The organism is Flagellimonas marina (assembly GCF_042651185.1).
In the GTDB taxonomy this organism is placed as follows: Bacteria; Bacteroidota; Bacteroidia; order Flavobacteriales; family Flavobacteriaceae; genus Flagellimonas; species Flagellimonas marina.
Window position 1 is genome coordinate 506,757 of sequence record NZ_JBHSCL010000007.1, and the last position, 21,207, is coordinate 527,963.

13 protein-coding genes and 1 pseudogene are annotated in these 21,207 nt (G+C 42.4%); 10 read left to right on the plus strand and 4 right to left on the minus strand.

All coding sequences use genetic code 11. The features are described from left to right. The 4 genes from ACFOWS_RS13445 to ACFOWS_RS13460 are packed head-to-tail and all read right to left on the minus strand — an operon-like array spanning position 1 to position 4,481. Positions 1 to 2,175, minus strand: a complete 2,175-nt coding sequence (locus ACFOWS_RS13445; RefSeq protein WP_379765377.1) for a type II secretion system protein GspD — start codon at positions 2,173 to 2,175, stop codon at positions 1 to 3. Positions 2,176 to 2,178: 3 nt separating this feature from the next. Then, positions 2,179 to 3,591: a GspE/PulE family protein gene (locus ACFOWS_RS13450; RefSeq protein WP_379765380.1), complete on the minus strand. Its 1,413-nt coding sequence runs from the start codon at positions 3,589 to 3,591 to the stop codon at positions 2,179 to 2,181. Further along, positions 3,592 to 4,074, minus strand: coding sequence for a hypothetical protein (locus ACFOWS_RS13455; protein WP_379765383.1), 483 nt, complete (start codon positions 4,072 to 4,074; stop codon positions 3,592 to 3,594). After that, on the minus strand, positions 4,074 to 4,481 hold the full coding sequence (locus tag ACFOWS_RS13460; RefSeq protein ID WP_379765386.1) for a hypothetical protein: 408 nt from the start codon (positions 4,479 to 4,481) through the stop codon (positions 4,074 to 4,076). The genes ACFOWS_RS13455 and ACFOWS_RS13460 overlap by 1 nt, the downstream gene beginning before the upstream one ends. Positions 4,482 to 5,215: 734 nt before the next feature. On the opposite strand from ACFOWS_RS13460, the gene ACFOWS_RS13465 reads away from it, so the two are divergent. The 10 genes and pseudogenes from ACFOWS_RS13465 (at position 5,216) to ACFOWS_RS13510 (ending at position 21,023) form a co-directional block, all read left to right on the plus strand. Continuing rightward, complete coding sequence (locus ACFOWS_RS13465; RefSeq protein ID WP_379765389.1) at positions 5,216 to 5,773, plus strand: OmpH family outer membrane protein; 558 nt, start codon at positions 5,216 to 5,218, stop codon at positions 5,771 to 5,773. Beyond that, entirely contained in the window at positions 5,763 to 6,377 is a 615-nt protein-coding gene (locus ACFOWS_RS13470; RefSeq protein ID WP_379765392.1) for a hypothetical protein, read from the plus strand. The genes ACFOWS_RS13465 and ACFOWS_RS13470 overlap by 11 nt, the downstream gene beginning before the upstream one ends. Positions 6,378 to 6,431: 54 nt before the next feature. Further along, positions 6,432 to 11,861: a hypothetical protein gene (locus ACFOWS_RS13475; protein WP_379765395.1), complete on the plus strand. Its 5,430-nt coding sequence runs from the start codon at positions 6,432 to 6,434 to the stop codon at positions 11,859 to 11,861. Positions 11,862 to 11,905: 44 nt separating this feature from the next. Next, entirely contained in the window at positions 11,906 to 17,455 is a 5,550-nt protein-coding gene (locus ACFOWS_RS13480; protein ID WP_379765398.1) for a DUF5675 family protein, read from the plus strand. A gap of 10 nt (positions 17,456 to 17,465) precedes the next feature. Beyond that, positions 17,466 to 18,200, plus strand: a complete 735-nt coding sequence (locus ACFOWS_RS13485; RefSeq protein ID WP_379765401.1) for a hypothetical protein — start codon at positions 17,466 to 17,468, stop codon at positions 18,198 to 18,200. A gap of 122 nt (positions 18,201 to 18,322) precedes the next feature. Beyond that, positions 18,323 to 18,838 (plus strand): annotated as a pseudogene (locus tag ACFOWS_RS13490) (hypothetical protein); the annotation flags it as partial. A gap of 9 nt (positions 18,839 to 18,847) precedes the next feature. Next, positions 18,848 to 19,126, plus strand: a complete 279-nt coding sequence (locus ACFOWS_RS13495) for a hypothetical protein (RefSeq protein WP_379765403.1) — start codon at positions 18,848 to 18,850, stop codon at positions 19,124 to 19,126. Further along, entirely contained in the window at positions 19,126 to 19,722 is a 597-nt protein-coding gene (locus ACFOWS_RS13500; RefSeq protein WP_379765405.1) for a hypothetical protein, read from the plus strand. The genes ACFOWS_RS13495 and ACFOWS_RS13500 overlap by 1 nt, the downstream gene beginning before the upstream one ends. 37 nt (positions 19,723 to 19,759) lie before the next feature. After that, the gene (locus ACFOWS_RS13505) at positions 19,760 to 20,308 is read left to right on the plus strand and encodes a hypothetical protein (protein WP_379765408.1); all 549 of its coding nucleotides are present in this window, start codon (positions 19,760 to 19,762) and stop codon (positions 20,306 to 20,308) included. A gap of 31 nt (positions 20,309 to 20,339) precedes the next feature. Beyond that, a complete protein-coding gene (locus tag ACFOWS_RS13510) occupies positions 20,340 to 21,023 on the plus strand; it encodes a hypothetical protein (RefSeq protein WP_379765411.1) in 684 nt (227 codons plus the stop codon). Positions 21,024 to 21,207 lie beyond the last annotated feature (184 nt).

Below are 21,207 nucleotides of genomic sequence, written 5' to 3' on the forward strand. Positions count from 1 at the left end.
TCAATAGATTACGGTGGGTTTTATCAAGATGGTGAGTTTCTGTTTGGTGTCCTCGCGTCTTCTTTGGCTGAACAACCATTTGATCACTGGGATACGCGCAAAAAAGGGCACCCCACTGCCGGAGTCGTTCTTTACTTTTTCCTCCAATCCTCCCAAAATGGCCAGATCTTGGTTCTGCATACGGATGATGGAACTGAACTCCCTAGAGGTCAGTCCCGGAGGGGCATCCTCCTCGATGCGATCGCCACTGAAATCCGATTGTATCACATTGATGTCAAGGGTGACCTGTCCGTTCCCGGAGACCAACGGTTTGATGCTCACGCCAAGCTCGGCGTCGATGGGAGCATAGTTCCGTATTTCAGAAGTGGTGGGCACCTGTGACCCAAAAAAGTTCTGGTTGGTGATTACATAATAGGTGGTCTCCCCAATGGAAAGATTGGCCCTATGCCCGTTCAATGTGGATAGCTTAGGGGTGGACCTAATCTTGATGTTCCCATTTTCCTCCAAGGCCTTTATGGTTGCAAAGAATTCAGGGACCACCCTACCGATGTTGAAGGAGCCAAACCCGTCAAACCCACCGATGACCTTATTGACCGTCTTGGCCCCAAGGGTAAGGTCGGCACTGGGGAAAAGGTTTCCACGGGTCCCAACGGGATCCTCACCAATGCCCCAGCTTATCCCCGTCTCAACTATGGACGATTTTCTGACCTCGATGATCATTACCTCAATGAGCACCACGGGCACGGGTCTGTCGATTTCCGCGATGAAGTTCTTGAAGCGTTCAATGTTGGCCGAGGGGCCGCTCACAAAAAAACTGTTGAGCTCAAAATCCACTTTTATGTCCAGTTCGGCCTTGATCTCATCCGGTAGAATGTTGACAATGGCCTCCGCAGTATCTTGATAGTCCGCAAAACTGTCATTGCGTGTATTGATGGTCCTTTGGTTGTTGTAGTTTTGAGGCCCACCTTGAAAATTGGAACCTTGGCCGTTGGAAATATAATTCACGTTGCCCGCGTTGGTCCTTCCGGCCTTGCGATATCCCCCTGAGTGGGATGAGGGGTCGTTCAACAGCTCCACGGAACGGTGCATCATCTGTACGATCTCCACTTTTCGCACACTGAGCTGGTCCGCTGTCCCAAAAAAGTAAATGTTGTTTTCCTTTTTGAAGGTAAAATTCGTGGATGGCGATAGGTCTGTATTGCCATTGGCGTTCGCGTAATTTCCGGGCCTGGTACGACCATTTTGATTGTTCTCCTGTAAAGGCTGGGTTTGACCGGTCTGTTGGCTCTCAAAAATATGGGTCAAAAGATCATCAAAATATATATTCTTGGCGTTGAAGGTCACCTTCCCTGCCTGTTCCAATGGGGTGGCGGTATAGACATCCAACTTAAGGTCCATCGCCAAGGATTCCACGATACCGGCCACCGGGGAATCATTGAAATCAACATTGAGGATTTTGTTCACGGTGTCCAATACCTCATAGTGCATTCCCGTTTTGAACCCTTTGGGCCGATAGGCCCCCTCTTGCGCTTCTGCTGCACTGAACAAATGGAACCCGTCCCTTGATTTTGAATGGACCAATCCGTTCAGTTGGGCAATCTTTTCCATGGCCGTGTCGAAGGGAACGTTTTTCAAATAGATGTTCAAGGGTCTGCTCTTTAGGTTGTTGGCATAGAGCAGGTTTTTTCCAGAGCTGTCCATTATCCTGCGGAAGACCCGTTCCAACTGGATGTCGTTTACATCAAGAGTGATATTCTGGGATGCTGGGTCCACTTGGGCCTCAAAAGTTTTTTCGACCGCTTCGGGAGGTGGTGGGTTATAACGCTTAATGGCCAAAATACTTCCGGTAAAGTCTATGGTCAGGTTATATTCCTTGCATAGGAAGACCAATAGATCAGAGATGGTCACATTTGAGAAATTGTTGACAATGTTGATGTTCGCAATATCATTGGATACGCTGAGATTGAGATTATGGACCTTGGAAACGGCTATGAGAAAATTGGGGAGGGTAACGTTGGAAACGTTGACCTCCAGCTTCAAGGTCTCATTGTAAGAAGGGTTGTCCACGGCAAGAAGTTCCAGATTGTTCTTGATGTTCTGGATCCGGTCGTCTTCATATTGGGCCGTGACCAGACTTCCCATTAAAAATAATATGATGTAGATGGTTCTTTTCATAGATCAATGGCTTAACAGGGCATAGACCTCCTCGATGGACGTCAACCCTTGTGCTACAAGGTCAATTGCGTTGCCCTGTAAGGTGGAGAGGTTGTTTTCTTGGATATATTGGTCAATCTGCAGTTCATTGTTCTTGATGGAGGGCTCCAATTTTTTGTCTATGGGCAATATCTCATAAATGGCCTTTCGTCCCTCATAGCCGGTATGGTGGCAATCATTGCAGCCCACCGGTACATAATGGTGGGCAAGGTCATTGGGGATGGAAAAATTTGCTGGAAAATATTTCCTGTCCACGGTCTCTTTCTTTTTACAGGTATTGCAGAGCTTGCGCACCAGTCGCTGGGCGACGCTCATGTTGAGCGTGCTGGCTATCAGAAAGGACGGGACGCCCATGTCGATTAATCTCGAAACAGTGGCCCAAGCGGAGTTCGTATGTATGGTGGACAATACCAAGTGGCCTGTCAGTGCAGCCCTAATGGCCATGTTGGCCGTCTTTACGTCCCTGATCTCGCCCACCATGATGATATCCGGGTCCTGTCGCAAAAAGGTTCGGAGGGAACTTGCGAAATCCAGCCCGATGTTTTCCTTCAATTGTACCTGGTTGATGCCCTCCAAGGTATATTCAATGGGATCCTCTATGGTGAGTATGTTGGTGGCTCCATCGTTGAGGAGTTTCAGGGTGGCATAAAGAGTGGTGGTCTTCCCGGAACCCGTGGGCCCCGATATCAATACTATCCCGTTGGGCTTTTTTATGCCTTCCCTATATTGGGCCAGTTCCATATCTGTCATGCCCAGACCGTCAAGTTCCACCGATCCAGTGTCCCGGCTGAGTATACGAAGAACCAACTTTTCACCGTTCAGGGTGGGAAGGGAGGAGACCCGTATATCAAATTCCTCACCATTGGAACTTACGGTGATGCGGCCATCCTGGGGCAACCTTTTTTCCGTGATGTCTAGGTTGGCCCGAATCTTTATTTTGTTCACCATGGTGGGATAGTCCTGCAAGGGAATGGCGTAGTACTCCAATAGTTTGCCGTCCAGCCGCAACCGAACCCTGCACTTGTTCTCGTAGGGCTCAAAATGGATGTCACTGCTCCCGATGCCCTTGGCCTCCAAAAGCATCTTTTCCAAGAAATCATTGGTATAGGCCAGTTGGTGGGCGACCTGTTTCTTTCGCTGTCGGTAGTTGGTCGTCAGGTATTGCTCCAGTTCTTCGGAAGGACATTGCTCCAATGAGACCTGGGAGTCCAACACGATGTTCAGCTCGTCCAAGAGTTCCTGTAGGGAGGTGCTGTCGGTTTTCAGGACAAGGCCATTTTCACCAGTGGAAACGGGTACGATCCTGTAGTGAAAGGCTTGGTCGGCAGAGATGCACTGTTGCAGATCGGGCGGTATTTTATATTTTGATATTTGCATCTAGATAATGTACAGGGATGGTGAAAAAGGGAATTGGTCCAATAGAAAAATGGCTATCAGATAGACGCCCATCAGCCCGGCCAAGGGCACCGTTTCCATCTTTTTTACACTTCTCAGTAGGGTAAAGGAAATCAATGAGAAAAAAATGGATCCCACAAAGAGCAGGATAAAGGTCATGGTGGGAAAACCAAGGGCAAAGGCATACATAAAGAGCATGTCGCCCAATCCGAAACTGACGTCCAAGAAACGTTTCTTGAAGAAATATCTGGTCACCAGGAACAAGGTCAGGAGTACACAACTGACCAGAATGACATTGCCCAAAGCAAAGAACGTGAAAAGTTCCATGCCCACATGTGCCATATGGATGCCGGCCAACAACAGGGCAACGATGGGAAAGCATATCCATAGGACCGCACGTTCCCTGAAATCCTGAAAGGCTATCACCGAGCATCCCGCCATGGCAAGGAGTTCTAGGACCAACATCAGTCTTTGATCAGCTGTTTGGGATTTCCATTTTCATCGATCTCCCATACATTGAGGATGCCATCACCGTCAAAGTCGGTCACGGCCTCCGCCCTTGCCTTAAAGGAGGCATTGTCGGCCGACACAATCTCGTACCGATAGTTGGCCGTGCCATTTTCCTTAACTGTTTTTGGGGCCACAAAATCCAGTTCGTTCACATCCGCGGTATACTTGCTGTACATGTAGCGATAGGTGGTCTGTGAATTGTAAAGGGCCTTTAACTGGGTCTGCGCCTCGATACTTTTGGCCTTTGAGATAAGGGGCATTAAGTTCGGTAGGGCCAAAAGAAGGAGTATTCCAATTATGGCCAAAACAATAAGGGTTTCTTGAAGGTTAAGAGATATTACCCTCCTCTTCCATAAATGCATAATTGTAGGTCATTTTGTAAGATTGGGGGGTGCTGAGCAATAGAATAATAGCAAATATTGGTTTTTTTTTTGAGAATGAAAATCTCTTAATGTTAATTCCAGTTTTAATAAATAAACATGGTAATCATAATCAAGGGTTTATGGAAGATGGTGAGGTCAAAAAAATTATTAACAAAATAAAAAATATCAAGTATTTGATTTTTAAACATTTACATTTAAAATTTTCAAGATAGCTTCAGTAAATAAGAACAACATGACTGATTTTTTAACATGGTTTTAAAATAAAACAGTAATTTTTGCCCAGATTTCATCGAAAGCATAGCCCCAAATTAATATTTGATAATAACAGATTTAATCTACGACGCTATGTTTTTTTTCATTTCAAATTTTTTATTGAAGCTCGGAAAATTGCATTTTACCTCAAATGCAAAAATAGTCCCGTGCCATTTTTATGGTTTAAACAATCACGAATACCTTCAGTTCGATTGTAAACAGGACATATACCAGCTAGGTTAATAACTGGTAGCATTTGCTTTCCTGTCTTAATAATTGGCAGAAATCGCCTCATTAAATTCCCCCATCATAATAGAAATTTAAAGTTTGTTCGTCATTGATTAGATGGATTAATCGGTGTTGGAAACAATTACAAATAAAACAATTTAAACAGAATATAGAATTTAATTGATGCCTTTATAAAAAAGGAACAAGTACCCAAAATCAAAAACAAACCTACTATGAACAATCGTAAAATCCATGCTATTGGTAAAGGGGCAATTATAATTTCCGTATTGGCCCTAGTATCCAGTTTAACTACATTTTTCATCTCGCAACCCAAGTCAGAGTCGGTTTATGTGGATGTCAATAGACTCCTTGAGAACTATGAGAGGACCAAAGTGGACAGAGAGGCTTTTACTGAAAAGGCAAATGTCATGAAAGCCAATGTTGACAGTCTTATGACCGATTGGCAAGATGAGCTCAAAACCTATGAAAAAGAACGCTCTTCCATGACAAAAAAAGAACTGGCCCTTAAACAGGAACTACTACAAAATAAACAGCAACAAATTAACAACTACCAACAGGCCATTCAAAAACAGATTCAGGAAGAAGACCAAAAAATGACCCAAACAGTTGTCAATGACATCAATGACTTTGTCAAAGAGTATGGAAAGAAATATGGTCACCGTATCATATTTGGGGCGCAGGGAAATGGTAACATTATGTATGCTGAAGAAGGGGCGGACCTCACTGATAAGATTTTAGAAGGTTTGAACCAGCAGTACCATGGGAAATAGAATTTCCGTCCTGTTGACTTTTATATCCTTGGTGTTGCTAGTTTCTGCATGCAAGTCAAAATCCTTTGATTCCAAGGAAGCGTTGCTGATCTACCTCAAAGATGTGGAGAATGGCTATCATTTTCAGAAATCTATAAACGGAATTGATTATGCGTTGACCTACAGGCCTACGGATTTACTGGTAAACCAATCGATTGGTGAGGGCCATCAAACTGAAGAAGTGGCCAAGCTCAGAAAAAAGTATGCCGATTACCTCTATTTCAATCTGAGCTTAAGCGCCAATGGGCAGGAGTTATTGAACCAAAACTTAGGAAGTCGAGCCGAGTTTGGAGCCCGGGTCAATCAATTTTCCTTTGGGATGGCCGAAAAAGTGAGCCTCATCACCCAAAATAGAGACACAGTACCACTACTGGATTATGCCTATCCAAGAATGTACGGTATGGGAAATAGTACAGATATGTTATTGGTTTATGAAAAAAGGCCTAAGACCTTGAAGCAAGATTATTTGCTGTTTACTGTAAAAGACCTTGGTTATGGCACAGGCGAGGTGACTTTTAAGATAGACACCAAGAAAATAAATCAGCAGCCCCAATTGAACTTTTAAAAAACTGGACAAAATATCTTCCCAAGTCATAAACTAACCGAAAATTACACTTTAATGAAACTGAAAACCACAAAACCGTCTCACAGAATCATCGCCGTATTCCTGACCTTGAATTTTTTGACCACACTATTGCCCATCAATCTATTGTATGCCTCCAACAATGGGCCCAATGCCCCAGAAGCGGCCAGTTTTGAGCCGGTGGATGCCACCGATATGGTGAATCTGGCCACAGGGGATTTTAGTTATGTGTTGCCGTTGTTAAATGTCCCTTCCCCAGAAGGTGGTTATCCTTTGGCACTTTCTTATCATGCGGGCATAGGCCTCGACCAAGAAGCCTCATGGGTGGGATTGGGTTGGAACATTAACCCAGGGGCCATTAACCGTAGAGTAGTGGGCGTTCCGGATGATTGGAAAAATGGTTTGAAATCCAAAATTTCCTTTGACGCTGGTGGAACAACGACCATTGAAAACCTTAACATGGGGATTGGTATTTCGGATGAAATTAGTGTTGGCCTTAACGCAACTTGGGTTACAAATAAAACAGTTGGAGGGGAAAGAAGTATTGATTTTGATTTCGGATATAATATAGGTTACTCTAAAGCTTTTAATACTACTGACAATAATGGAGTCAATCATCAAAATTCTATTGGTTTTTCTGTTGGTAATAATGGTTTGTCATTTGGTTTGGGGCGGGATGGAAATAGAATTGGTTTAACACATGGTAAATCAGGAACGGGAATAAGCTTTCAATCAAATTCCAACGGAACGGATATTCGTGGTAGTATTTCTTTCTCTGACCTAACTAAATCTTCATCAACGTATTCAATAGTTCCAGATGGGGACTCTTGGTATATAAATTTTTTCGGGGCCGAGTATTCAAGAAAAAAACTAAAATATTGGCAATATGATGAAAAAGATTTTTGGGCAACAGGAAGTTTATATGCGGGTAAAGTGGATGAAATCAACGCTTCTGACCCATTATATTACTTTAATGAGTTCGATGCAACAGAAAGCCCTGATAGTAGAATTGAGGGAACATCTTTTACAAAAAACAACCCATCATACATTACTTATGATATTTATAATATAGATGCCCAGGGTCTAAATATAAGTGCATCACCTAAATTGTTAGAATTGGGGAAAATACATTCCCCTTGGGATGAATTGACTAAAAACTCAATTTATATCCGTGCAAATGATAACTCAGAAAGGTATTTAACAGGTATTCGTGCATACCAATTTGACATGAATTATTTTGGTGAGGGAAGTGGTGAAATCAAATCTGTACTCTATGAAAAAAACTTGGAGAATCCAATTGACAGACCAAATTTTTATATAGAAAATGAATACTCTTCATACCATCAGACCAATGTTACAGGAAGAACCGATTTTTTAACGGATCAGAATGAAGCTGATTGGTTTGACCTCATGTATCATATAGGATATGCTACAAATGATTTATATAACGGCTTTAACATCAATAATAAGAAACTCAAAAAGAGTTCCTACATTGAAGTATTTACAAATCAAGAGATTCAAGATAACGGAAATGTAGTTTTACAAGTTCCCAACCTTAACAGAAATGGAATGCCCGTAGATGGAATCGGCGCTTATAAGATTACTTCTGCTGATGGTAAAACCTACCATTATTCCTTACCGGTCTATCAAAAAGAAAAAGGGAGTGTCATCACGAAATCTGACGAAGACATAGAGAACCACTATTTTGAAGAACACAGTTTGCAGCCGTACGCAACTCATTGGCTGTTGACTGGAATTACTGGCCCTGATTTTATTGATGATGGGGATAACATAATCGATCAAGGGGATGTTGGTTATTGGGTGCGATTCGATTATGGTAAATGGTCGGATGGATATACTTGGAGGATGCCAAGAACTGGATTTAATTATACTGATAATGCAAAAAGTTTTTCATGGGGGGCCAAAGATGTATACTATCTAAACAGTATTGTAACCAGAACGCATACCGCCTTATTTGTGAAAGACGTGAGGAATGACAATCATGCTTCTTCTATATCGAAGAAAGACAATCAAGGAGATGCAATATATAGAGAAGCTGTTTTTCAGGGAGGATTAGCAACAGATATTATTTCTTTAGGAACGGATGGTAACTTTTATTGGGCAGGAGCCTACGAAAGATTGGAGCCATCGAACAATGTTTGGGCAGCAAGCACTAATGATAACACAGTCGTAAGTGAAAATTGGTTTTATTATGATTCCAGTTCTGCCCCTACGCTATCGCTAAAAGAGATTATCCTTTTAAAAAATGACAAGGTGCCACAAAGCATGAGCAATCTTTCATTGAGCGATGGAAATAAAAATCAAAATAACCCCATAAATTTTGAGATTAAGTTTGAAGAAAAAAATACATATCAATATCTCACCAACAATCAATTGATTGTAAATGAATCACAGAAGGAATCTTATGTTGATAATGTGTATAGAGGAGAATACTATGGGAATGTCCTAGATGTGGGAGACTATGATTTTGATAATTTAAAACAAGATGCAGTTAAGAGTGTTGTTTTTGGGTATCAATACTCCTTGGGTGATGATAACATAGGTTCAAAGCTAGCATTAAAAAGTGTCGTAACAGTAGGAAAAGAAGGTGAATCGCTAATTCCCCCCTATAGGTTTTCATATTATGATGAAAACTCCCTTTCAAATATATCTCGTGAGGAGTTTGATGATTGGGGATATTATAGTAGCAAACCTTACATATGGAGCTTGAAAGAAATTCAAGATCCTCTCGGTGGAAAAATCCTTATAGAGTATGAATCTGATAACTTCTTTGAAAAATCCGTGGCATCGGCATATTTAGATCATAATCTGCAAATAAAATTTGAAGGAACCAATAAAGGAGCAAAGTATGTTTCCATAAGACAAGATCCGGAAATAGAGCCTGAACAGGTTCTCGATTTGACCGACTATTTTAGTATCGCGGATGAGTGTGAATTGGATATCCAATATTTTTATAACCCTAATCACAATGGTGATAATTGGATTGCAGATGTTGCAGGGCAAGGGCTTGTTACCGATGTTTCAAGCACGGTTGTCAAATTTCAAATACCTACCAATTCCAACAAGGGCTGGGTTCGTTTAAAAACAAACTGTCATAAAAAGAATTGGGTGTATTATCAAAGTGGAGAATACAACCATGTAGTGGACAAGACTACCAATTGGAAAGGAGAAAATAGGGAGTTGTATTGCCACCAACCTGAAGATGAGGAAGAAACAGTTAAAATAAGGGTGCATTTTAACCAAAATGCCTTTTCTCAAATAGGAGGAGGTATTCGAACTAAAAAAATCACTGTCCAGAGTGAAAATGGAGATACATATGAAACTCAATATCAGTACAATCAACGTGGGATTAACAATTCGTTGACCGATATTACTTCGGGTACTACATCTTATGCTCCAGTTCGGAAATATCAAAAAGACATTCCATATATAGATTTACAACCATCCCCGGGTGTACTTTATCAAAATGTGAGAGTAACCCATCCTTCTGGCACATATAGTGATTATACCTTTAATGCTTTGACAGGCTATACATTGGACAATTCAGGATATGAAAGCAATGTTCTAAAACTAGCCATAAATCAGGGATTTTCATCCAATATAAAGGTAGAAGATGAACCGTTGTATTTTTTAATTGATGAAAAGTTTTATGAAGTTGAAAACAAGTTGTCCACTCTTGGAACATTAGTTTCAAAAAAAGAATACAACTCGCATGGCCAGATGACCAATTCAGTTGTCAACAGTTACTTTGATGCACTGGATTTTCAAGATAAGTTTATTTCAGAATCCTATGTAAAAGAGGAAACCATGGGCACCCATGATACTTATGACATTCCCGTCAACCTTTCTACCACTAGAATATCTTATTTGCCATCCGTTTTAAAGGAAACGATAGAACTTGCCCAAGCGCATTCTTTTGAGAGAAAATATGAAAATTTTGACCTTACCACAGGTAAAGCCACAGAGATTAAAACCTCAAATAGCAAAGGAATTGAAATAAAATCTAAGAATTATCCCGCCTACACCCAATACCCCCAAATGGGCAGCAAAGTAGACAATCCCAACAACAAGAACATGCTGGTACAAGAAGCGGCTACCTACCACTATCAGAACAACAATGAGGATTGGGAAATTGTCAACGTGGGCGTACAGACGTGGCGAGATTGGGGCGACAATATATGGCGCAAGCATAAGACCTACCGTTGGAACGGGGACCGAAAAAGCACAGGGTATTTTAAGAGTTTCGATGAGAAAAACCACGATGGGTTCAATTGGAACACCACCCTAGGCGGTGATGACCAGAACAACAGTGATTGGGAACAAGTATCCGAGATTACCCAATACAATGAATACTCGGCGCCTTTGGAGGTAATGGACATCAACGGTAATCTCGCTGCCACCAAAATGGGCTACAACAACACCAAGACCATCGCCGTTTGCAATGCCGGATACGGAGAAACCTTTTATTCTGGAGCCGAAGACGATGACGGCCAGGGTAATTTTGGCGGAGGGGTCCAAAAAGGAACAGCCAGCGTCATCAACGATGCCCATACGGGCGCACATGCCCTTTTGATCAACAACGGACAAAACGGGTATCACATAACGGTGGATCACGCCCAAAATACAGCGAAAAAATACAAGATATCCCTATGGGCCAAAAGTGATAATCATGACAATGTTAGAGTAAGTGTCGGAGGCGATATTAAAACCCACAACCCCGCCGAAGTGGTGTTGGCCGGTGATTGGGCAATGCTAAACTTCTATGCCGACATCAATCCCGGCACTGCGGTTCATGTAACCACAATCAATGGGGGTGTAAAAGTGGACGATTTTAGGGTGCACCCCATAGCATCTACCATGACCTCCTATGTCTATAACCAATGGGACGAACTCAGCGATATTTTAGGTCCCAACAATTTGGCCACCCATTACGAATATGACGAGGCCGGTAGGTTACTTCGTATTTACAGCGAAGTGCAGAACGTGGACCAAGTGCTGGCAGGCGGCTTTAAAAAAGTAAGGGAATATGCCTATACCTATAAATATGGGGATTTTGACCCATCCGACGATGAGGACGAGGTATATGACGACCTGTACCTAAGTGGTCTGAGTGTGAACAACCATAATACAGATTTTGCCAATGTGGTCGCCAATGTCAGTGGTGGTAGCGGCCAATACGAATACCAATGGTCTTTAAAATACTGCCAAGACCCTGAACCACAAGACCCTAATGTATGCCCCGGAAACTTACAGCCCACCTATGGGAACTGGACACCGCAGAACACTATTCAAATCCACACAGACTGTCAAGGCACCCGGGCCGTCTATTGGTGCAGGGTAAGGGACACCCAGACAAATGAGATAGCAGAGCACCAAAGCAACCACAAGCGTGGCGGATGCAACGGCAATGGTGGCGGTGGCGGAGGTCAGCAAAATCAGCCCTAAACAAACACCCAAATCACAAAAACACATAACCAAAAGAACAAACCATGAAACTTACGTTAACGCTAACCATGCTTATACTGGCGGGTATACTATCGGCACACGCCCAAGTAACCCCTGCAGAAAAACAGGCCTTGCAAGACCTCTACAATGCCACCGACGGCCCCAACTGGGCCACGGAGACCGACAACTATTTTGTGGACGACTGGGACTTCTCTGGCAACGTTACCAGCGACTGGTACGGGGTCACCGTACAGAACGGCCATGTGGTGGAACTGGACCTGGAATACAACGAACTTACCGGAACTATTCCCTCAAGTATTGGCGATTTGGTGCATTTGACCTACCTGAACCTATCTGTCAATAACCTAGTGGGAAGTATTCCCTCTGAGATTGGAAATCTGACCCTATTGCAAATACTTGACCTCTACAATAATGATTTCTCAGGAAACCTCCCCTCAACCTTGGGTAATCTGACAGATCTTACCAATCTCAACCTTTCGGGCAATGAATTAAGTGGTGCAATCCCTCCGGAATTGGGTAATCTGGTAAATTTAATTCATCTTTATATTTACTATAGTGGGCTGGAAGGTTCAATTCCTCCAGAGCTTGGAAATCTTTCCAACTTGCAAAATCTTTCTATTTATGGTAATGAATTTAGTGGGGTCATTCCCCCCGAACTGGGTAATTTGACAAATCTAACCCGTCTTAACCTTTCTAATAATTTTTTTAACGGCTCTATTCCTCCAGAACTGGGAAATTTGACAAACCTCACGCATTTAGATATTATTAATACTACAATAAATGGCCCATTACCAGCCGAATTAGGAGACCTTTCAAATCTATTGTGGCTTGATCTTAGTAACAACAATCTAAATGGAACACTTCCCTCAGAACTTGGAAACCTTTCGAGTCTGCAATGGCTTCAGCTAAGTAACAATGTATTGAATGGGGCTATTCCTTCAGAGTTACAAAATCTGGCTAACCTGAGATATCTTTATGTTGATAACAATATGCTAAATGGCCCTTTGCCCGCCGAACTTGGAAATCTTTCCAACTTACAATATCTTGACCTTTCTAACAATGAAATTGATGGCAGTATTCCCCCAGAACTGGGGAATATGACAGCCCTTGGTACATTAAATATTGCAAACAATGAACTGAGCGGAGCTATTCCCCCAGAACTAAGCAATCTCCCCTTAGGTTCGCTAAACCTTCAAAACAATAACCTTAGTGGCTCCATTCCTCCAGAACTGGGGAACTTTCCGTGGTTGGAAAATCTTTTTCTCAATAATAACCTGTTTAGTGGTCCAATCCCTCCAGAACTTGGAAACTTAACAGGTTTAATGGTACTTTCTTTACAAAATAATCAACTAAGTGGATTTATTCCAAGTGAACTGGGCAATCTTTCAGGATTAGTAGTGCTTTATCTTCAAAATAATGAATTGACAGGGGAAATCCCTCCGGAATTGGGAGACTTATATATATACTATTTTGATGTTTCAAATAATGAATTGAGTGGTGTCATACCCGTTGAACTAGGTAATCTTACAAATTTAAGACTTTTAAAGCTTAATAATAATTCTCTTAACGGAACTATTCCTACAGAGTTTGGCAATCTTACAGATTTGGTGGAACTCCGCCTTGATTATAATGAGCTAGTTGGGTCAATTCCTTCAGAATTGGGCAATATTTCCAACATGGAGAACCTTTACCTCAATGATAACGACTTGAGCAGTGATATACCTATGGAAATAGTTGACAATACCTATGCTTCTATTTATGTAGAGAACAACTTGTTCGATTTTGGAAACTTGGAATACACCTATCAAAATGCTTTTGAACATATATTTACCTACACCCCCCAACAAAAAACCGACCAGCCCCAAGCCCTTCAAGTCATCGAGGGCGAGGACATCGTCCTGTCTACCGCCATATCTGGCAGCCAAAACCACTACGTCTGGTACAAGGATGGCCAGCCCATCAACGGTGCACCCGATGCGCCGGACTACACCCTTGTGGGGGCCACACAGCAAGATGCGGGCACCTACCACTGCGAAATGACCAGCGATATCGTGGCCAACCTTACCCTGATTCGGAACGACATTGTACTGGAGGTCTCCGAAAGTCAAGAACAGCCCGAAGAGGAAAACTGGAACATCATAACCGTGTGGGACTATGATATGGACACCAACCTAAAGGCCAACAACCGCCGTTACTACAACGAGCTGGGCAAGCACGTACAGACCCAAAGCTGGGACGCCGTTACCCAGGCCATCTGGGGCCAGGCCACCCTGTACGATTACCAGGGCCGTCCCGCACTCTCTACTCTCTCCGCGCCCCTGCCCGGGCAGACCGAGTTCCAGTACCATCACACCTTTATCACCGATGATGCTGGTGACGTGTATGATGCCAAGGATTTTGACCATGACCCCTTTACCCCGGACCGCGTTTTGGACCATGGCCCTTTGGGCCAATATTACAACGGGCTCACTTCCCACCAATACCAAGACGTGACCCAATACCCATTTGTCCGTACCGTGTTCAGCGACCTCAATCCCGATACGCCACGGGCCACAGTGGGCGGCAACAAGACCGATACCGATGGCAAAAACGGCATTACCGAGGCGGACCAATGGCCCCAGGCCTACACCTTTACCATGCCCGCCACCGATGAACTTTCCTTGGATGTGGCCTTTAACGACGTCGCCTACACGGGTATACAGACCCTAAAGACCGTGACCCGAGACGTGCACGGCAACGAAAATGTGGTCTTTACCGATACCGATGGCAAACTATTGGCCACCGCAAGGTCCGGGGACCAAGGCGTGGTCTCCCCGCAAATGAACCTGCCCATTGGCGCACAAGGTTGGGTGGATGTCCATATCCCCCAAGGCGTAACCGGCATTTCCATGGGCGATCAGGGTGGGGTCACCGTCTATAATCTGATTACCGATGCCGTGGAGCAGACCCCCATGGCCAACCTGCCCCCCGGATTTTACCGCGTGGCGGTGAACGATCTGGAGAACTACACCCCCAATTCCCTCTCCGTGCGCTACCATGTTACCTATTATGATTACAGCCTTAACGAATATGATGAAGCCAATAGGCTGGTGGCCTCCTACCAGCCCGTAACCGATGGTAACGGCGACAAACTCGTCACCACCTACACCTATAATACCTTGGGGCAATTGGTAAGCACCACTAGCCCCGATGAGGGCACCGCCAATTTTAAATACCGGAACGATGGGCAGATACGCTATTCCCAGAACAGCGAACAGGCTTTGGTGGGTGAGGTCTCCTATACCGATTACGATACTTTTGGCCGCCCCGTGGAAAGCGGTGTGCTCCTCAATGTCTTTTTTGCCACTTTGGACCCCGATGCCCCCCTGCCGCAGGCCAATAAAAAGGAGACCGTGGCCACGGTCTACGATTTTCTGGACGACGACGACCATGATTTCTTGAACAACTTGGACCCCAATTACCAACATCCTTCCTTTTTGGCGGGCAATGTGGCCAAGACCTCCAATGCCCAGTCCACCACCTACTACAGTTACGACGGCTACGGCCGGGTACAATGGCTGGTACAGCATATAGATGGACTGGGCACCAAGACCTTGGACTATGCCTACGAACCCCTTACCGGAATGGTACAAAAGGTCACCTACCAAAAGGGCGAAGCGGACCAATTTATCCACAGCTATACGTATAACCAAAGAGACCAGTTGGTACAAGTGCAGACCTCCGTGGACGACAATACCTTTGCCTTGCAGGCGGAGTATACCTACAACGATGCCGGCACCTTGGTACGTACCGAACTGGCCGACGGCGCCCAAGGCTTGGACTACGTGTACACCCTGGCAGGGCAGCTCAAGAGCATAAACCACCCCACGCTAAGCCCCAGTGAAGACCCCGGTGGGGACCTCAACGACCTGTTTGGCATGCAGTTGGATTACCATTTGGGGGATTACCAACGTACCCAAAACACCAATATTACCACTGCCCCCCAGGGCACGGACCAGTTGAACGGGAACATAAAGGGCATTCGCTGGCAGACCGCCACGCAGGGCTCAAAGGAAAGCCAATATGTGTACAGCTATGACCGCAACAATTGGCTCATCGCCGCCGATTTTGACCCCGATGATAAGAACAACAAAGAATATGATTTGGAAAGCCTAACCTACGACGCCAACGGCAATCTACAGAGCCTGGTGCGCAACAAGAACGAGGAAAACAACAGCACGGCCATGGACGACCTTAGCTATCATTACAACGAGGACAAGCCCAACCAGTTATTGTGGGTGAACGACGTAGAGGGCGATGTGCCCAACGCGGATGATATTGGGGGCCAGGCCCAAGGGAACTACCAGTATAACAGTATTGGCCAATTGACCCATGACAATTCACAACAGATTACCTATATTTATACGACCAGTGGACTGGTGGCCGAGGTGCAACGCAATGGGAAGCCTTTGGTGAAGTTCTTTTATAATGACAGGAACCATAGAGTGAAGAAAGAGACCTATGAAAATGGGCTTTTGATGGCAACGACTTACTACGTAAGGGACGTGGCAGGGAGCGTGATGGCGATTTACAGTGACTTCTCTGGAGAGATGCAACTGGCGGAACAGCCCATTTACGGAGCAGGAAGAGTAGGTGTGGCTTACAATGGCATGAATGATGAAAAGACATACGTGTATGAGTTGACGGACCATTTGGGCAACGTGCGCGCCGTGTTTACCAAAAATAACAACGATGCTAACTTAGAAGGCTATACCGATTATTACCCCTTCGGGATGCCGATGCCTAACCGCACACTTTTGGGGCCGGAGGGCTACAGATATGCCTTCCAAGGCCAAGAAAAGGACCCCGAGACGGGGAAGGAAGCTTTTGAACTACGTTTGTGGGACAGCAGAATAGGAAGGTGGTTGACCATCGATCCGTTTAGGCAATTTGCTAATCCATACCTTGGTATGGGAAATAGTCCAATAAAGTTTATTGATCCCGATGGAGGTACCTGCGTGGACTCCCAAGGTAATGCTATCCCATGCCCCAACGGTTACGAACAATTTAATGGGCCAACTCCAGAAATGTTTGAAGTCTGGGATGATGGAACTGTTTTTGAGTTAACGGCTCCAGGAGTAGACGTAACTCATTATACATTGAATATTACAAGAGATGTGGAAACGGTCAATTCTACTACAAGCACTTTTGATTTTGGGAATGGCCTTGTAACGGGTTTCTTTTTGGAACCTCCCGGGCCAGACACTTTTGAAAGAAATCAGGATAGAAGAATTCCAGAAGGCATTTTTAACATAAGGGATCACAATGGTAATCGCTTCCAAAACGTATTCAATATTTATAATGACGGAGTACCTCAAGATCGGTTCATTTTGATTCATGGAGGTAATACAGCTGATGATACAGAGGGATGTCTTTTGCCTGGTTGTACTAGGTTGACAGATAAAGTAAAGGGGAGTCAAACTAAATTAAGAGAGCTTAGAACAGTAATAAATGCTGTTGGTGTGCAGAATGTTACTGTAAGAATTCAGAGTAACTACCATGATTACATTAATATTATTCAACTTAGAAATTAATTTTTGAGCTATGAGATTATTACTTGTTGTTAGTTGTTTGTTTTTATACATATCATGCAATGAGCAAAAAAGAAAAGATACTCCCAAAGAGATTGATAATTCGACAAGCAATTTAAAGACCACATTGCCTGATTCTACAAGAAAGCCTATGGTACAACCTGTTGAAAAAGATACTGTTGAGAAGATAGTTGAACTAGATTATTCCATAAAGTTATCTGAATTGAAAAACCAACAAGACAGTATATTATTTTTGAAAAAGTACTATGATCAGTTTGAAAAAAACAATGACTCTATAAGTGAAGTCAAGTTCTTTAGTGGTTTTCCATCAACATTCAAAGAATTTAATGCCCTTTATGGTTATGATGATGAAAAGGGAGAAATGCCGCTTTATTTTGATGGAGATAAACATTTAGAAAAATATTCTGAAATACGTAAATATGTCAGTGATTCTGTATACTATGATAAGTTAATCAATATTGCTTGCCAAGGAGAATGGGAAGCTGATAATGTAAACTTTTTACAGGATATTCTTATTGAAAAAATGAAAGACAATCCCCAAACCATTATTGACTTATTACAGTCTAAAAGTCAAACAGAGGTGCTTTCTTTTTGGAAATTTTATTTTGATGGCCCTCATCCTGTCCATGAAGTTCCTTCCTTTTTAAAAGAAGCCATAACTCCTGATATGTACCGTATTGTTAGCGAAGCATTGCAAAATGTTCAACAAAAATGGAGGAATCATTAAAATTCATTGATCTCAATCCCCAAAAAGGCTATACTGACTACTACCCCTTCGGGATGCCGATGCCAGGGCGGTTGCTGAGCGGAGCCGAAGCATACCGCTACGCCTTCTAAGGACAGGAAAAGGACCCCGAAACTGGTAAGGAAGCATTCCAATTGCGATTATGGGATGGAAGGATAGGCAGATGGCTCACTACGGATCCGTATGGACAGTATAGTTCTCCTTATCTTGGAATGGGGAACAACCCTATTTCTATGTTTGATTCTGACGGAGGTTTTGCATATTGCCCGGATTGTCCGGGATATGGTGACACCGAAGCCGCTGGATACACCAATGGGGATACTTGGCTTTCCAGAGATGGGAACACTTATACTTACTTAGGAAGTTTTGGATGGTCCAGTGCGCCAGAGGTGATTTTAAGCCCAACAGAAACATTTCTTTCTTTTGATGCAGAAAGATCGCCAGGGAGCTATAGAATTGATGGCACCTTGAGTATAATAAGAACTTGGCCAAATCAAGAGGATTTTACTGTCGATGAATTTTCAGCTCTTTCTGGATCTAGAAGGCTCTTGCCAATTCCAAATGGGAATGATTGGCAACTTAGCAATTTAAATTATAGAGATGAGAGGGGTAATCGCTAAAACAGTAGAATGATTCGGGATGATGTTGGTTTCAGTATTGATATTACCCCAGACCCTAGATATGGACGTTCTTTATTAAGAGTACATCCTGATGGTGGGTCTCCTGGAACCCAGGGCTGTATTGGACTGACTTCGAGTGGAGATAGATTAACAATATTTGAACAAACGATGGAATCACTTTTGGATGTTCATAGCACCTTACGCCTAGAGGTTACAGGAAGCTATGATGGCCCAGATAGAGGATGGAATGATAATTCTATAAGTTTAACCCCACCAATAAGAAATTGATGAGACTATTAGCATTCTTGATTTTACTGTGTTCTTGCAATAGACTTCAAAGGAGTACATCCGAATCTATTTCTGCACCTAATGATACTATTCCAAGCATAACAAAAATCCAAAATCTTCCTGTAAGTGATACCACAATATCGGAACCCCGTTTTTTAAGCTCTGCCAGAAATAAGCAGCTTCTGCTTAAGTTTTATGGCTTTTTTGAAAAAAAGAGTATCAGTATTTCAGATTTTGAAGAAGTATTTGGCTCTTTTTTGGTGGAGGAGGAAGAATTGTTTTTTACAAAGTGCCTTATGACAAACAGTGAAAAATCTTGTAATAGTGAGTTTGATAACTGCATCATCAATAGAAATGAATGTCAATCACTATTATTCGAAGAGATTCGCAAATATGATGCAGAGCTTTTAATGGGAAAAGATTATGATTATGTCAAAATTAACTATCTAGATAAAATTGATGATGCTAATGATTCTGTTACAATTGGAAACGTAAAGTTTTTGTTTTCCAAATCTGAAGACTTGAAAGCCCAAATAATTAGTCAGATAAAAATTGGAGACAAGCCGTTGTTCGAGTTGATACGGGAAGAATGGTAATTGATAATCGCCTAGAAAATGTCTCAAATAACGATATATGCACAAATTATTAGTGTTTTTGATTTTTATATCCTGTAAAGGAAAACCTGAAAACACCAAAAGTGGTCAGTTAATAGATCCCAGTTCTGACTTTCAAGAAAAATTTGAAAATGTAAGTTTTCAAAGTAAGGAATTGGTAGCTGTATTTTATCAACATTTAATGGAAGACAGTTTTTTGAGTACCAAAGAGTTTACATCAATCTTTGGACATACGTATGACGAAGCAGACATATATTTGAAAAGGCAATCGGATAAGAAAAATGATCATTATGAAGGGTGCGATGAAATATCAGACGACTGTACATCATTTATTTTTATCTCAATGAAGCAAAGGCTTCATGAAATTTCATACGGATATGAAATGGATGTGATTCAAAACGCAATTAACAATGGAGATGTTCAAGGAGATTCCCTGATTCTTGCATTCCCCAATAATGAAATAGTGACTTTCTATTTCAAAGAACTGGAGAGTGTAAATTCTTTTAATCTGATCATTTCTAATATTATGACTCAGAACAGATCATTTTTATCATATTATGAGGAATGAAAATATGTTTAAATATCTTTTAATTCTCTTTATGATTTTAAGTGTGTCATGTAGAGACAAGAAGGTCGAAGAAATTAGAAAAGAAGAACCAATAGTATCTAGTAAAGATACTGTTCGGCAGGGAACAGAAGTAATTCAAGAGAAGATAGACTGCAATAAATATGTTACTTCCAAGGGACTTATCCAAGTTGACCTTGAGAATTTAAGAGTTACAGGGGATAGTTTGAAAATCTTAAATAAAGAAGGACAATTTTTAGGAAGCATATTTGAAAACGAAGAGGAAGAAATAGTAAGTCCCATAAATAGAAGAGGATTCAGGGCTTTCTATGATGATTATGACATACTTTACATAGATTCAGATGGTCTAAACTCCAATAATTCCTATGACACAAAAATTGATTGTAACAAATATGAAATTGGGGTTTCAAGTTTGGTTAAGTATTATTCGTGGGATGAATTTTTAATAAATAAAGCTTTTTTAAAATTAAATGAAGACTCCCCTCTTTATTTCAATAAATCAGATAAGTCAGAAATTGTAGAGATTGATTACCATTATTTCTCTTTTGAAGTGATATTGGTTGAAGGCAATTGGGTAAAGGTAAAGTGTTCAAAGGATTGTGAAGGTTGCGGGGAGAGCCAGAAGGAAATTACTGGTTGGGTGAAATGGAAAAATGAGGATAATGAAATATTGGTCTACCTATACTATTCATGCTAGCTTACTTTATCCCGGCGGGATGGCGATGCCCAACCGCACACTTTTAAGTTCAGATAGTCGGTAGTGCCATAACTTAGGTCAAGTTAATTTCAGAATGTACTTATATGCCGAGGGTATTTTGGGATTTAAATGCAAATATGCCCATTTTAGTACAGCATTTTAATGCAAATCAACCAAAATCGGT